We start from the raw sequence: 16,214 nt of genomic DNA on the forward strand, positions 1-16,214 counted from the left end.
ATTAGTGGGGGTGGCATATTGATCTAATAAGTAGAGTTCTAAGAGGGTTTAATAGTTAAAATACAATAACAATAGAATAGGCGGAAAAAATATGAAAAAAATCGTGACTTTTATAAGTGCATTAATTCTTTCTCTTATACTTGCCTTACCTACAGTGAATGCTGCTAGTTATAGCGATATACCTTCTACACATGCATATCAAAAAGAAATATCATACTTATCTAGTTTGAATATTATTAACGGATATAGCGATAGTACATTTAAACCTTCCAATCTGGTGACTAATCGACAGGCTGCAGTTATGTTAGTAAGAGCGTTGAAGCTCGAAAATGAAGATACAGTGAATCCTGGTTTTAAAGATGTACCAACAACAGATTCAAGCTATAAAGAAATTGCCATTGCTACAGCAAATGGAATCTTTCCAAAAGGAACTAAATTTTCTCCCAACTCTCCTATCACACGTGAAGGAATGGCGCGTGCTTTGGCAAATGCATTCAACCTAACAGGAACATATTCTGGTACTTTTTCTGATGTATCAAAAGATTATTGGGGATATGAATATATTGTAAAATTAGCAGCTAATAATATCACAACAGGTTATGATGATGGATCATTCAAACCAAAGAATACATTAACACGTGCACATTTTTCGGTATTTTTAGCACGCTCAATTAATCCAGAGATGCGTCCGACCGCAGTAAACAAACCACAAGTGGGGATAGGATTCTATCAAGGCCTAGTTCCAAAAAATTATAAAAATCCAGTAGATTTAAGTTATTTCAATACTTCAACGGAAGGCTATAGTGGTGATTATTTTAACAAAGCTAGTTATACAGGCAGTAAAACTAGTGGTACTTATTCATTACATTTAACAGATGAAAATGAATATGCTGATAGTAATCACACATATAGTGAAGATAAAACCCAGTTTACGTTTGACTCACATTGGACGCCTAAAGTTACGGTAAAATACCCAGTAACTGTAGGTGACAAAACTAGCTCTCGACATTTATATAAGGAGTATACTTACAATGAAGCGATTTATGACGGAAATGGTGAATGGATAGATAGTAAGGAAATCCTTATGAAAGAAAGAGAAGAAACAATTACTAATAAGGTCATTTCTATCAATGGTACGAAAGACATTGGTGATAAGGAATTTCATAACCTAATTGTAATTGAACAGACAACAAATGACCCGTTTTTTGGAGTAGTAACCTACTATTTTTCGAAGAATGAAGGGTTAATGGGGTATTTTGGAAAGTCAATGACCTCTTCGAAAGAATTCCCTTATGAATAGCAATCATTCTAGTCTACTTAATGGGTGATCTAGGATAAGAAAATAACACTCTTTTTGTCCTTATGGGATGGAAGGAGTGTTTTAACTATGATGTAGAACTTCCTACTCCGCGAGAAACTCATGTTTGTAAGTAATTTTCCAAAGAAATTCAGGTAATCGCGTCGCTAGGTCTGAACACTTACCCAAGTAACCCTATACACTAACGCAATAGGTAAAGAGTTATCTGATCAGTCCCAGATGACTCTTTTTAAAATCGAATAAATCTTTATTTAGGCACTAATAATTACTTGTAAATATTTTAATTATGTATAAAATACCACTTTAATTACTATAATATTACAAAAAATGTTTGAAATAGACTTTTAACTAGATGTAACAAGAGATGTAATAATTCATGGTAACAATCACAAGATCACAAGAAATGTTTCAGAAGCAACAGACAACGAGAGCTATGTCTTCATGGTATCAAACGGTAAGTTGACGGCAAAAAATCTTGATATAGAATTAAATAATACCCAGTCAATACCTGATGCAAATTCAGTAGGTATCACTGTACAGACAGGAGCATCTCTGGACTTTGATGGAGGAAAGATTTCCGCACATAGTGAAAACAGAAGTGCATACGGAGTATACGCCCAAAATGGAGCAACTGGAGTAAGCATAAAGAATACGGAGTTTGTACTTAACGCAATACCTGAAGAAAGATACGATATTGCGATTGGATTAGAAACTGCAGATGCGAAAAACCCTGATCCATTTAGCATTCTTACGAAAGAAAACAATACTCTTCAGAAGGAACATATGAACTGTATCTCTATGTGCCGGCTGAATTCGAAGGAGAACCAATAGCGCTACTGGAAGCAGCAGTGACGAATGGACAAAAATACTATATTTAAAATATTTTCTTTTAGAATTATCTATTAGTCTGATATAGTTGTCCCAATAGAACATATTATTAATTTATCATAATAAATAAGGAGGAATTCACATGAAGAATATCAAAAAATCATACCAAAAATTATTCAAATTAGCATTAGCTTCATCAATTGCCGTAGGAGCAATGATAACTGTAGCTCCATATAATACGGAAGCTGCAGGTTTCTCAGATTTAAATTCGACTCATATACATTATAATAGTGTAATGGATTTATCGGCCCGAGGTGTTATTAAAGGATTTACAGATGGTACATTTAAACCGGAGGCTACGGTTACTCGTGGACAAGCCGCAAAGATTATTGCTTTAACATTAGACTTAGATACTAAAAATGTTGTGAATCCAGGCTTTGAAGATATTAAAACGGATAATGAATACTATGGTCCAATTGCTGCGCTTGTAGCTGAAGGTATTTTGTCAGGAAAAAAAGATGGTACATATGGTCCGGGTGAAAAGCTAACGCGTAGTCAAATGACGAAAATTATTACATTAGCATTCGGATTTAAAGAAGGAATGCTAACGGAAACCAAGTTCAAAGATGTGAAAGCAAATGACTGGTACAATGGATACCTTCAAACTCTATTGGACAATGAAATTACAACGGGGACAACTGCAACTACTTTTTCGCCATATGATAATGTGAAACGTGGTCAGATGGCATCGTTCGTCGTACGCGCGGAAACAGCTGCAGAACCAGTAACTGTTATTGGTGTTTATTAAATCTTGATAGGTACCAGGTTCTCAAACATTCTTAACTCTCGCAGTTATTGAATAGAAGAGGAAAAAGCCTTGCAAAGAATTATCTTTACAAGGTTATATTAATTTATCTTTAGTTTAATATGTTTTTTAATTTAGGAATATAATAATTCTCTATATATTGGGAATCTAAATCTACATAAAGGCGACCATCACTTAATAACCAAAAAAGTTCCCCGCCATTAGTCATTGATTCCGGATTTCCAACTGCTATTGCATTAGTTGGCTTCGTTCGTTTGTAAACTTCAGGCCCATCTTCTGTAAGGTGTGTTCCATCGGACAGTTGAAAGTACTTATCTTCTTTAGTGTTAAAAAGAAAACTTGGTCCAGAACTATAAATATGTTGTACATTAGAAATAGACGATACTCGCATGAAACCAATATTTGTTTTCATTGCTAGAAAGTCACCGTCGATAATTAACCTGTTATTAGAAACAAATACGTCATTGTCTTCAGTTAGGAAGGCATACATATCATCATCATTAACTGCAATTTGTGTTACAACTTGTGCAAATGGTAATTTCACAAGTTCATCTTGCTGATCTGCCCATTGGTTTAGTTGTCCTATACTTTGCACGGATCCATCTTTTTGTAACACAAACAGTACTTTGGAGCCTGCCTCAATTTGTTTTACATTAGAGGGTGTAAGTTTCTTTATCGGAAAATCTTCATTTGTACCAAGCTTCAGAAAGTCATTTCTATCATAAATATATAACTCACCGGATTTCGTCAAAGCGGCAACAAATGTCCCACCAGATGCAATGGTTTCAATGTTGCTCAAGGACTTAATCTGTTTAGCCCCAGTATATTCATCATTTATTTCCCATACAGTACCATCTTTCTTCAGAATATATCCATTTTCCAATTCCTTCACATTTTTCGACAATTGAGTATACGTTTTTATATAACGATCTACTCCTGTCTCAATTCCAGAATTCCATTTAATAACATTACCGCTTATTGATAAAGCTGCTATTAGAAACTCTTGCTTTTGAGCGTCAAATCCTATAGACAATGGTATTTCTGGCAAAGAATTATCCATTTGATAGGACGGTTCTAATACTCTTGCAAGAAATACCGCAAAGTGAATGCGTGTTAATGGAATGTTGGGTTTAAATGATCCGTCATTGTAACCTGTTGTAATATTATTTGACGCTAAAATAGATATAAAAGCAGCTTGGGGGTTAGTAACTGGAACATCTCTAAATGTTTTGTTATATTGCTTCTTTAGAGAAAATGCATTGACTATTATTTTAGCCATTTGAGCGCGTGTCAGAACTGCATTTGACTCAAAAATAGCATTCCCGTTTTTATCCGTCTTTCCACTAATAATCCCCAACTCAAGTGCACTCGCAATATATGCATAACCGACATCACTTTCCCCTACATCCGAAAAATTAGGATTTTTTATATTTGTATAATCGACTTCAAGCGAGCGTATTAACATAGAAACGGCTTCCAATCTCGTAATTTGGTCATTTGGTCTAAATTTCCCTTGTTCTTGTACAATCCCTTCATCAACTAAAAACTGAATTTCCTCTTTGTACTCCTTCACATCAGTAAATGCGGCATTTGCTATTCCAGGTAAACAAAAAATCGATAAGAAAATCAAACATAGAATTTTTTTCATAATGAGCCCCTTTAATCATTATTTTGATAATTGCAGTTTATTAGTTGAAGATTTTATTAAGACTAATGATGTGCACTTCCTATAACATTATTAATGGAAGAAGATAGATAAATATTAATCATTTCATGTATATGTTAGAAACTCAATAAACATGTCCAATAGATTTAGGGATAAAAAAGCATCCCTGTAAGACAGCGTCCCTGTGTCATCCACAATTTTGGGGGCAATTGAGTCTGACGCAGGGACGCTGGAAACGACCGAGGAGCTATAGAGTTACTACATATTCAAAGAGTGAAAAGTTCGCCGTGGGATTAATAGTGGGTACTTACGAGACTTAGTTATCATACCCACCTCCCATGTGAAATCTTACTCTAAATACTATGTGTTTTTCTATGCAATTCTCTGCTTCGTCATTTTGCATTTCAATGTACAGTTATTATGCAATACACATATGTTCATGCAAACCCACATAAATCAAATACTTTTCATAATTGTTTCTTACACAGGGACAAAAAAAGAGAACAAAAACAAAACGAAAAGTAGCAGCAAATGTTACTCATTCCTCATGTTCCTGAAAGAACTCAAATAATTTTTGTTTGCATAATTCTTCAAAAACCCCAACAAAGTAACCCGAGAGATTATAGATTTTTTTCTTTTGCGTAGCATGTAAAACAATAGTCAGTGCTTGGTAACCAACATCTTCGTAAAACTTTTGCTCTTTAGGGAGTAGCTGAATGCTACGGTAGGTAAGACTTCGATAAACTCCGTACAAACGGCTTACTAGTTGTTGATCGACTCCCAGCATAGCAAAAACTGTAGATTTGAAGTGCTGATAGAACGTAGGCTTTTTATTTTCATGAAAGTTATACACAGGATTTACAGAGCAGACGTTTTCTGTAGAATACGTATTATGTAATAATTCTTTTTTAGAGATTAAAGAGATATCGGTTTCTTTTTCCGAAATGATAACCGTAGCCCTTTGTATGACAAGGTTTTCCTGCTCCCCACGAGCTGTCAAACTCGACTGGTCATAGGAAGGTAAAATGACTAAAATATTGGCACCTTAGCCTTTAGAAACTCTGCGAATGGTAGGTACCTTTTTGATGATCAATAGCTTTTCTAACTTACGTAAAGATCTTCTAACAGTCGCCTCTGATTTATTCGTAGCATGACAAATCGTCGACACTTTTAAATGAGCAGCACCAGGAAACTTACATCCATATTGTGCTACCAGAGAGAGCAATACGCGGTCGGTCTGATTCATCTCCCCGTAATGCGCAAGAATATGTTTCTCCACATGCATATCCATTTCTTCAACTGTTTTAAAGGATTGATAGTCCGTAAGATAATTAGTCATCTGTTCTTTCCTCCCATTTAAACAATGATAAGTCGCACGTCATTAGCTAAATAGAAGTATTTTGGAAGAAAGGATACATAAAGCAGAAAGAAAATCGCGCCCCTACTTATCATACCGATTATAATTTAGCACCATTCCTGTATAATGAATTTACGTAATATTTCATTAATTTATTAAAGGAATCAAGACATTTAATTGCACTTTAATGGTCCACTTAGTTCTTGGTTAGTTTAATGTTGTAAATAAGACGCTACCTCAGGTAGGGATGTTTAATTAGATTATTATTCCTTAAAGAGCGACAACTATTTTTGCAACAGGTGCTATAGGAACAATAATTACAAAAGGATGCTCTTTAATAAGGAGTAGGGTGGGGGATATTATGTTAGAAAAGTTAGCTCAAGAGATTGCCAATACGACAAGTCAGGTTATTGGTCATGATGTACTAATTACTGATCAACACGGAATTGTTCTTGGTTCAAGTGATCTCACAAGGATAGGTACATTACACCAAGCTTCTCTCGGTGCTATTTTCCGCCGAAAAGAAATGACTCATAGTGAAACTGTATCAAGGAAGATGAAGGGCGTTAAAGCAGGAATGACCATACCGATTGAATTGTTTGGGGACTATGTGGGAACGGTTGGGATTACAGGGGAACCTTCTGAAGTAGAAAAGTTTGGGATGTTAGCAAAAAAATACGCGGAAATACTATTACGAGAAGAAATCTCTAATAAGTCTTCTCTCTTGCGTGAGAGAGCACTGCAGAGTCTAGTTCAGGAAATTTCTATATTTAATTCCATACATAATGATGAAATGTTATTACAAGCTCGAGGTAGAGAATTGGGATATGACTTGAAGCGAACACGCATCGCCATTGTTATTGATTTTACTCAATTCAACCATATGCCAAATGAAAACCATCAACAGTTGTTAAAAATGGGGTCACCAGAGTTACATTTAGACTTTTTAAAGATAGAGCCTAGAGTAAAAAAAGTTTTTTCTAGTAGTGAAGATATTACAATTTCCTTGGGATCAGACAAATACGTTGTTCTCCATATATTAGATAATAAAATTAATGAAAGTGAAGTTTATACAAATGTAAAAAATAAGTGTAATGGACTCATCTTAGGTTTAAAAGAGTTAGAGGTTTACGCATCCATTGGTATTGGCACAATCGGGTATGATTTAAACGGTATAAATGCATCATATCATGCCGCTTGGAGAGCAATTCGTATTGGTAAAAAAGTGGATAATTCTCCTGAGGTTTTTAATATAAAGGATTTTATCTTGGAAGAATTATTATCTTATATTCACGAAAACAATGCTCGTCGTTTCATAGATGAAACGCTTATCGAGTTGAAGAAATCTCCAGATTATGATGAACTATCTCGTACTATTCTAGTATGGTGTGAATCCAGCTTAAGTCCAATTAATTCTGCAGAAAAATTGAATATCCACCGTAATACTCTTTTCTATCGATTGACTAAAATCGAACAGATAACAGGAGCTAATCTAAGGGATTTCAGAAAAGTACTGCCATTTTATATAGCCTTGAAGATAACACAAATCAACGATTCTGAAATGGAAGAAATTTAGAATGTGCTCTGCGCACAAAAAAACAATGTTTTTTAATGGAATATTTAGTCTCTAAACATAATGCATATAACCACTTTACAATATAAGATATTTATATAAACAAAATTCAGAAAATTAAAAATGGTGGTGGTTGTATTTGGAAATTTTAGATTGGTTGATTGTTATTGGTTATTTTGCCTTGATTGGTTTGATTGGATATCAAACAAGCAGGCGTATAAAAAATGTAAAAGACTATAATGTTGCAGGAGAGAAAGTTACATGGACCGTACTTTTTGCAAGTTTGTCGGCTTCCGTATTAGGAGGAGGAGCCTCGACTGGTATGGCGGGAAATGTTTATAACGATGGATATGTCTTTATGTTTGCCTTTTTTGCCTATGGGATTGCTAGCATTTTAGTTGGTTATTTTATTGCTCCCCGGTTAAAAGCTTATAAAGGAGCACAAACCGTAGGAGATATTATGGAAAGGCACTACGGGAAGTCAGCGAAATTAATAACGGGAATTCTCTCGGTAGGATTATGTACGGGAATTTTAGGTGGGCAAGCGTTAGCGTTAGGTACAATGTTTAATGTGATTTTAGGTATTCCACCCGTTGTAGGTATTCTCATCGGTATGGGATCTGTCATTGTCTACACGGCTTTTGGCGGAATAATGGCAGTTATACATACGGATAATCTTCAATTTATCCTGCTGGGTGTCATATTACCGCTTACACTAATCATCGGGCTGTTTTCGGTGGGAGGAACGGATATATTAGTTGCAAATATCCCTGATCTACATTTTACGTTGTTCGGAAATTGGGAGATAGCTACGTTTATTGGGTTATTCGTTACTTTTCTTTTAGGGGAAGCTCTGATTCCACCGTATACACAACGAGTTTTTTCAGCTAAAGATTCTAAAACAGCTAGAAAAGGGTATATAATCTCTGGTTTCTTTTCCTTTGGATTCTTCTTCATCACAGCGTCTTTAGGCTTAATCGCTTTTGTATTATTCCCTGGGATTCAATCAGACCAGGCTTTGCCAACTATTGTAAAAGAACTTTTACCAGTTGGTGTTCTGGGACTAGCGATAGCTGCATTAATGGCCGTCATTATGTCTACGGCAAGTTCGTTTTTAAACTCAACGACCGTTTCTTTTATGCGCGATATCTATCCTTTTATTACGAGAAAAAAACAATCAGATAAACACGAATTATTTACAGGAAGAGTATTGACCATAATTGTCGGCATTGCTGCTTTGATTTTTGCTTTAAATGTCCCGAGTATCATAGCGGCATTGGAATATTCTTATTATCTTTGGGCACCGACCATTGTATTCCCGTTGGTGATGGGAATTATGCGGAAAATTCATAATCCAAAAGCTGGTATATATTCAATCATTGTAGGAATGGCTATCACTCTAATTTGGACTTTTCCCTTACAAGAACCTTTTGGTTTATCGGGGGTTCTCCCTGGATTTATAGCGAATATCATTACCTATATGACCATTTATCTATTAACAAAAAACAATAATGTAGTAGATTTAACAAATACAGTAGATAAGGGGATGCTCATGAATGATATTGTATAGTTTTTTACTCTACTTCATCCCAGTTTTACTGATAATAGTTACCCTTATTACGGGTTACGTATGCACAAAACAATATATAAATGATGTCATTAAGAAATAGCAAGTGTGGGGAGTAATAGAAGAATCGTTAGATAGAAAATGTAGAAGGAGGAATAGTATGAAAAGAACGGTAGCAGTTTTAGGTGGAGGAAATGGTGGGCATACGTTAGCCGCAGATTTAAGTTTGGCAGGACATACAGTTCATTTATTTGAAATGGAAAAATTCAGTTACGCAATGAAAGGCGTTTTTGAATCGAAACGCATTGAATGTCTTGGTGATGTCTTAAATGGAACTGCAGAAATAGCTATGGTAACAAATGATATTGACCAGGCATTAGACGGTGCAGAGATTATCCTTATCGCTGTCCCTGCTTTTGCACATAGAGATTATGCAAAGCTTTTAGCAAATAAAGTGAAAGCAGACCAATTAGTCGTTCTTTTACCCGGGACGCTTGGATCGTTAGAATTCGCAAAGATTTGGGGAGATTTAGGGGTAAATAGCGACGTGGTGTTAGCGGAGTCAGATACCCTTCCATACGCAACAAGACTAGAGGGTGCTGGAAGAGTTCGAGTTAATGTAAAGATTAAAGTCCAAATTGGGGTGTTTCCGTCTATCCATACGGATTGGGCGGTTGCGTTACTCAATGATATCTTGAATATCGTACCTGTAAGTAATATCCTTGAGGCAGGGCTAAGTAGTATGAATCCAATTGACCATCCTCCAGGAACGATTTTAAATGCCGGTCGCATTGAGCGTTCCAATGGAGAATTTTATATTTATGAAGAAGGAATGACTCCATCGGTTATTCGAGTTATGGAACAACTGGATGAGGAAAGATTAAATATAGGTCAACAGTTCGGTTTGAATCTGATGACGATTGCGGAGCTTCTACATACTTCAGGGTATGGCCCGAAAGGCACTACCTGGGAGGTATTAAACGGCAGCCAAAGTTTGACACCGATTAAAGGACCCACTTCTTTAAATTCACGTTACTTATCTGAAGATATTCCTTTTGGATTACGAACATTTGCATCTATCGCAAGTCATATTGGCTTAGAAACACCAGTCATGGATTCATTAATCACTTTAGGAGAAATTCTTGTAGGGGAATCCCTTCAATCAGATGAAAGAACAATCAAAGAACTAGGTATCAGCGAGCTTAGTAGCGAAGAAATTATAGAATTTATCCGAACAGGAAAGCGTAAAGTGGTTGTGTAAGTGATTAACAAACATTAGCATGCGAGGTAAAAGTTAAAATAAGCACATCAATAAAATCCCTGAAAACTTACTATTAGTAAAGTTTTCAGGGATTTTTATGAGATTCAATTACAGTGTTTCCGTACCGGCAGAGGAACATTAAGGATGTTGAAAAGAAAAAAATACCTAAATCATTATAATTAAAACCGACCTATTGAGTTATAGACATGCTTTAAAAGCATAGTATAGCTATATTGAAAATAGGGGGTAAATTCATTGTCTAATGCTTATATAGACATATTGGCATACTTTGGAATTGGCGGTGCCCATCCTGGAGGCTTTAGTCTAACCCAATCTATATTGGAAGCTGAAAATATACCACCAACCCATTCTGTATTGGATATAGGTTGTGGAACAGGGCAAACGGCAGCTTTCTTAGCCGAAAGATTTAATAGTCAGGTGACAGCGATTGATAAGCATCCCGTTATGGTAGAAAAAGCAAGACAACGATTTAAAAATAATAAGTCATCCGTCCATGTGATGGAAGGAGATATACAAAATATGGAATTTGTAGATAATTCCTTCGACTTAGTTATAGCCGAGTCTGTTATTGTTTTTACGGATATATCGAAGACGTTAAATGAACTTTCTAGGGTTTTGAAAAGTGACGGGACTTTAATTATGATTGAAATGGTAGCGGAGCAATACCTATCAGAAGAAAAACAAGAAAAAGCATGTAGTCTTTACGGTATCAATGAAATATTAGATAAAGATGAATGGATATTGCGTTTACATCAAGCTGGGTTTACTCAAGTTGAAATAATGAGGACGCCATCTGTGCTTCTTCAAAGTGAAATTAACGACATCAATCCATCGGAAAACATAAAAATGGAACTCTTTGAGCTATGGGAGGAGCATAACGAGTTTATATTTCATAACCGGGATTTCATCGGGTATCGTGCATTTAAATGTCGTAAAGCATAGTAGTAGGAGACGCGTGTCCCTGTGTAAGAAAATATTCTGACATTAAAAAGCTTGAACAAAATTTTAAATAAAGATGTTTAATCCGTTTTATGCGGGGTATATATTTAGTACAAGGCGGAACTACCGTAGGAAGGGACTGGTAAACGATGTGTTTACAAAAGACTTCGATGGATGATTTGCACAGCCTTGGCGGAAAATTTGCTTTACTGACGAAAGGTACGCTCGTCGGGAACCGATATATTTAGGTTCCGTTCCACCGTGTTTGTTTTACATGTAAGTGGAAGTTAAGTTTTTTGTGGAAGTGCACCTTAATGTCTAATAGTTTTTATTAGACCACATTACTGCACTGACGAGATGAAGTTTTAATTTGTCAGTTCCGGTTTAACCAAGCAACATAACAAATTTTCCGAGTGTATTCCCTGTTTAGGGAAAGAAGAAAGCGCAGTCCTTTTAGGATTGCGCTTTTTTCTTTTTTATGAAGTTTATTATTCATTTTCCTTAAATACTTCTCCAGCAATTCCCATTGCATGAACTGCTTTTGGAAAGCCTACGTATCCAGTACAGTGGAGGATGATTTCGATAATTTCTTCTTTTGTTAGACCTACATTTATGGCTGCTTGTAAGTGAACTCTTAGTTGATCGAAAGCACCTTGGGTGATCAGACTTGTAAGTGTGATGATTTCCCGTTGTGCGTGGGAAAGGGTGTTTCTCGAGTAGAGGTCGCCAAATCCAAATGATACGATCATGTTCCATAGATCGGGTGAAATATCTTTGATGCCTGCCATGCCATTACGTACGTCTTGCGAAAATAGTTCTTCCATAGCATTTATACCGGCCTCGTACCGTTTATTGGTATCCATATTATTGCCTCCCCATTGTTGGTGGTATTTCGTTTTCATCTACTAATACTTCAATGACAATTGGTTTGTTTGTTTGTTCAATCTTATGTAATGCTTCTGCTATTTTATCGGTTAACTCATAAGGGTTAAGGCAGGTAAATGCTTCGAGTCCCATAGATTCGGCAAAGCGTGCTACATTTAGCGGAGTTTCATAGACACCGCCGATAGATGTACCGATCATTTTTTGCATGCCTTTTTCCACCATATCTAAGCGTCCATTGTTTAGTACGATGAACAACACCGCGGAGTTATAATTGTACGCTGTTGAAAGTTCCGTGCCATGCATGAACATACATCCGTCTCCAACTAAGCATATGATTGTTTCTTCCGGGGCTGCAAGTTTTGCGCCGATGGAATAGCCAATTCCGTTGCCCATTGCTCCGAATATATCATCAAAGAAGAACGTTCCTGGCTTATATATGTCAAAATATTTGATGCCGTAAAAAGAGTGGCTCCCATCATCTCCGAAAACAATTGCATCGTGGGGAAGTGCATATCGCATCGAGCGCAATGCTTGGATAGCAGACATTCGTTCACCAGGGTTATTTTCCTGCAGCAATATATCATCGATTGGCTTTAAGAATGCTTCGCTATTTGTTTTTGGTATATCTTTTAATATTGCAGTCAGGTTTGCTTTTATATCTCCAAGTATAGGTGTAGTTGGCACTTGTAACGATTTACCTATAAAGGTTTGGTCATAATCGAAATGGATCAGATGCTCTGGATACATCGCTTCCGATAATCCAGCGATAGACATATCACTTAACTGCGAACCAATAACAAGCATTAGGTCCACTTTTTCTTTTACATATGCAGTTGCTTCGTCTGTACCACCTAATCCGAATGCACCTAGTGACAGCGTATGGTTGGAAGGAAAAGTACCTTTTCCACCTGGAGTGGTAATGACAGGGATATTCCAATGCTCAGCAAGATGCTGCACTTCTGCGTAGGCTTTACTAGAATGCACACCTTTTCCTAAAAAGAGAAGCGGACGCTTTGCTATATTTAGTTTATCTATTGCATCGCTCGTATTAGGGGAAATCATTGCATGCGATTCGGGTAAATCTAGCAGGAATGGTTCAATCTGTTCTAACAAAATATCAAATGCGATGGACAGATGTACGGGTCCTTTTACTCCCGATACTGCTTTTTCTAGTGCATGCTGCAGGAATGGCTGAAGCATATCTCCTCGTTCGACCCGAGCGCTAAATTTCGTGACAGATTTGAACATGTCCACGAGGTCCGCACCAAATATACTAGAATCCTGACCCATTGCTTTTCCGGTATCCTTCATCGAAGGGTGTCCAGTAATGATTAATAAAGGGAGATTAGATGCTTTTGCCTGGCCAGCAGCCGTGAGTAAATTAGTACCACCTGGACCAGACGTCCCAACTGCAACTCCAATTTTTTGATTCATCAAGGCGTAGCCAGCAGCTTCAAACCCTGCAGCCGCTTCGTGCTTACTTAATACAAATTCCATATCATGATTTAATATCTCAAACAGTATAGGGGATATTGCCTTCCCAGGAATGCCGAAAATATGATGAATTCCCCAATGCTTAAAATTTGCAACTAATACCGATGATGTTGTTTTCATGGTGTCATTCTCCCTTTAAGGTCATTATTGTTCTAAATAGATTCTCTCAATCTCGTCAACAGGAAGGGGTTTACTAAAGAAATATCCTTGCGAAATATCACATTGATGGGTTTTCAAGAATTCTAGCTGTTCCTTTGTTTCCACGCCTTCAGCAATTACCTCTTTATGAAGATTATGTGCTAAGGAGATAATTGCTTTAATAATGACAGCATCTTGTTCATTGTTCATAATTTCACTGACGAACGATTTATCGATTTTAATATAATCGATTGGAAAATTCTTAAGGTAATTAAGCGAACTATAACCAGTCCCAAAGTCATCAATACTAATGCCGATACCTAGTGCTTTCAACTGCTCCAATACGTGGATAGAGTATTCGTATTCCATCGCCATATACTCCGTAATTTCCACAACCACATAAGCTGGATTGATACCTGTTCGTTCCAGTACCTCTTCCATATAAGTAATGAGATTTCTAGTTAGAAATTGTTGCGTTGATAAATTAACGGACACTTTTACAGGTGTCATTCCAGCATCTTGCCACTTTTTGTTTTGCGTACAGGCCTCATCAATGACCCATTCCCCAATTTGAGTGATCATCCCGTTTTCTTCTGCAAGTTTTATAAACTTATCTGGAGGTATCTGCCCAAGCGTTGGATGTTGCCAGCGTATTAACGCTTCAAACCCAATCAATTGACCAGTTTCGTTATTAATCTGAGGTTGATAATGGAGAACGAACTCATTTTTCTCCAGTGCTCTTCTTAAGTCTACCTCGAGCATATAGTCGTCCAACATGGCATCTAATAATTCAGATGTATGCACGACATAGCGATTTTTCCCTTGCGATTTTGCCTGATACATTGCATTATCCGCATAGACCATCAGCTGTTCCATTGTAATGGGATAGTCGGGATATATAGCAACTCCAATACTAGCAGTCGTATATAGTTCCTTGCCGTCCACAAGAAATGGTTGTAGCAAGAGTTGAAGTATCTCTTCCGCTTTTGCTGTGACATAGTCTGTATCCGTAAAATCTTGCAATAGGAAAATAAATTCATCGCCGCCCATTCGTGCCAGCATCTCATTTTCTGCTAGGCAACCACTTAAACGAGTACTTACCTCGATTAATAACTTATCGCCGTAGGAATGACTAAAGTTGTCATTAATGATTTTAAAACGATCCAAGTCGATATATAGGAGGGCTAAGGTCTTGTGATGACCTGTACTTAGTTCCTTAATAATGGATTCTATTTCCTTATTCATATATCGTCTGTTTGGCAGATTTGTTAAATCATCGTGAAAGGCTAAATAATTATATTGTTCCTGCAATGTGTATCGATCTGAAATGTCTCTAAACTGGCCAAAGGCACCAATCATTTTGTCATCCTCGTAAATGGGTTGTGCATCGAATAGGCAAACTACTAGGTTACCTGCATCATCTTCAAATTTTATTTCTTCATTTTTAAATATTTTTCCACTTTCCAATACTTCTTTGAAATACCTTCCAGTTAAATGGGATTCTAAAATGTTTCTTCCCACGACTGATTCTCTACTGTTCTTTGAAATCATTTGAGCGAAATTATTAAACTCGGTTGTAATTCCTTTTTCATCTGTAATAACAATGCCGTTTCTCGTTCTACTTAACATAATCTGGTTCATAATATTAAGTTTCTTGTTTTGTTTTCTCAATAAGAGTTCTCTTTCGATCGAGTCAACAGACTGGGCGAGCATTGATAAAAACAGCTCATTTTGAAACTGGATAGGCATCATGATACACACACTACCGAGCAAGTCATTGTCATCTGTATAGTTAAATGTAGTACCGTAGCAAGCTATTTCTTGAAGAAAGGTATGATAATGTTGTTCGCCTATCAGACTAATCGGATGTCTTTGCTGCAATGTCAGGCTAATAACATTTGTACCCGTCTCTTCTTGAATGAACAGGCTACCAGGTTTAATACCGAATTGTTCAATAGTAGACTTGATCGTTTCGTCTCCCTCAATCTCAAGCAAATACCCTGCAGCATCCGAAACGACAACGAGTATCGGAGTGCCTTTTAAGGAATCTAGTAACTTGTTGGAGAAAAAGCTAACCACTGATAATATTTCACTATACGATTTTCGCTTCTGTTCAAAAGCCACTTCGCTTAAAAAAGTCTTTGGTCTAGACACCTCGTTTGGATCCATCCCTGCAACCTTGCAGATTCTCTTAGACTCTGTAATGTAGTATGGCTCTGTAGTATTCATATTCTCCTCCTATAAAAATCTCTTTCCTATGTATACCCTCTTTTCAGAAAGGTGTGTAGTTTTTCATATAAAATAACAAAAAAAAGAATCCACTCCTACAAAGGTTAAGACT

The 16,214-nt window shown here is 36.7% G+C and carries 13 protein-coding genes; 7 read left to right on the plus strand and 6 right to left on the minus strand.

Annotated features, from left to right (window positions below):
* Positions 1-91 precede the first annotated feature (91 nt).
* The 3 genes from MKX39_RS03730 (at position 92) to MKX39_RS03740 (ending at position 2,954) form a co-directional block, all read left to right on the plus strand.
* Positions 92-1,300 (plus strand): S-layer homology domain-containing protein, encoded by a 1,209-nt coding sequence (locus MKX39_RS03730; RefSeq protein ID WP_340768365.1) that lies wholly within the window; start codon positions 92-94, stop codon positions 1,298-1,300.
* A gap of 459 nt (positions 1,301-1,759) precedes the next feature.
* Positions 1,760-2,149 (plus strand): hypothetical protein, encoded by a 390-nt coding sequence (locus MKX39_RS03735; protein WP_340768366.1) that lies wholly within the window; start codon positions 1,760-1,762, stop codon positions 2,147-2,149.
* Between the two features lie 139 nt (positions 2,150-2,288).
* On the plus strand, positions 2,289-2,954 hold the full coding sequence (locus MKX39_RS03740; protein ID WP_340768368.1) for an S-layer homology domain-containing protein: 666 nt from the start codon (positions 2,289-2,291) through the stop codon (positions 2,952-2,954).
* Between the two features lie 109 nt (positions 2,955-3,063).
* Here the strand turns inward: MKX39_RS03740 and MKX39_RS03745 are convergent, their stop codons facing one another.
* The 3 genes from MKX39_RS03745 to MKX39_RS03755 form a co-directional block, all read right to left on the minus strand.
* The gene (locus tag MKX39_RS03745; RefSeq protein ID WP_340768369.1) at positions 3,064-4,620 is read right to left on the minus strand and encodes an S-layer homology domain-containing protein; all 1,557 of its coding nucleotides are present in this window, start codon (positions 4,618-4,620) and stop codon (positions 3,064-3,066) included.
* 556 nt (positions 4,621-5,176) lie between these two features.
* Positions 5,177-5,638: a hypothetical protein gene (locus MKX39_RS03750; RefSeq protein ID WP_340768370.1), complete on the minus strand. Its 462-nt coding sequence runs from the start codon at positions 5,636-5,638 to the stop codon at positions 5,177-5,179.
* Positions 5,639-5,683: 45 nt separating this feature from the next.
* Positions 5,684-5,977: a helix-turn-helix domain-containing protein gene (locus MKX39_RS03755; protein WP_340768371.1), complete on the minus strand. Its 294-nt coding sequence runs from the start codon at positions 5,975-5,977 to the stop codon at positions 5,684-5,686.
* A 379-nt stretch (positions 5,978-6,356) separates the two neighbouring features.
* Here MKX39_RS03755 and MKX39_RS03760 point away from each other — a divergent pair, with 379 nt between their 5' ends.
* The 4 genes from MKX39_RS03760 (at position 6,357) to MKX39_RS03775 (ending at position 11,359) form a co-directional block, all read left to right on the plus strand.
* Positions 6,357-7,571 carry a CdaR family transcriptional regulator gene (locus MKX39_RS03760; RefSeq protein ID WP_340768372.1) on the plus strand — a complete coding sequence of 405 codons (1,215 nt, stop codon included), beginning with the start codon at positions 6,357-6,359 and terminating at the stop codon, positions 7,569-7,571.
* A gap of 136 nt (positions 7,572-7,707) precedes the next feature.
* Entirely contained in the window at positions 7,708-9,138 is a 1,431-nt protein-coding gene (locus tag MKX39_RS03765; protein ID WP_340768373.1) for a sodium:solute symporter family protein, read from the plus strand.
* 157 nt (positions 9,139-9,295) lie between these two features.
* The gene (locus tag MKX39_RS03770) at positions 9,296-10,396 is read left to right on the plus strand and encodes an NAD/NADP octopine/nopaline dehydrogenase family protein (RefSeq protein ID WP_340768374.1); all 1,101 of its coding nucleotides are present in this window, start codon (positions 9,296-9,298) and stop codon (positions 10,394-10,396) included.
* 255 nt (positions 10,397-10,651) lie between these two features.
* Positions 10,652-11,359 carry a class I SAM-dependent methyltransferase gene (locus tag MKX39_RS03775; protein WP_340768376.1) on the plus strand — a complete coding sequence of 236 codons (708 nt, stop codon included), beginning with the start codon at positions 10,652-10,654 and terminating at the stop codon, positions 11,357-11,359.
* A gap of 485 nt (positions 11,360-11,844) precedes the next feature.
* Here MKX39_RS03775 and MKX39_RS03780 read toward each other — a convergent pair whose 3' ends face one another.
* From MKX39_RS03780 to MKX39_RS03790, 3 genes are read right to left on the minus strand one after another with little or no spacing between them, the layout of a single operon-like run.
* Positions 11,845-12,219 (minus strand): carboxymuconolactone decarboxylase family protein, encoded by a 375-nt coding sequence (locus MKX39_RS03780; protein ID WP_340768378.1) that lies wholly within the window; start codon positions 12,217-12,219, stop codon positions 11,845-11,847.
* Between the two features lies 1 nt (position 12,220).
* Entirely contained in the window at positions 12,221-13,855 is a 1,635-nt protein-coding gene (locus MKX39_RS03785) for a thiamine pyrophosphate-binding protein (protein WP_340768379.1), read from the minus strand.
* 24 nt (positions 13,856-13,879) lie between these two features.
* Positions 13,880-16,102 (minus strand): EAL domain-containing protein, encoded by a 2,223-nt coding sequence (locus tag MKX39_RS03790; RefSeq protein ID WP_340768380.1) that lies wholly within the window; start codon positions 16,100-16,102, stop codon positions 13,880-13,882.
* Positions 16,103-16,214: the final 112 nt, after the last annotated feature.

The sequence above is a fragment of the Psychrobacillus sp. FSL K6-1464 genome, from assembly GCF_038003145.1.
Lineage (GTDB): Bacteria > Bacillota > Bacilli > Bacillales_A > Planococcaceae > Psychrobacillus > Psychrobacillus psychrotolerans.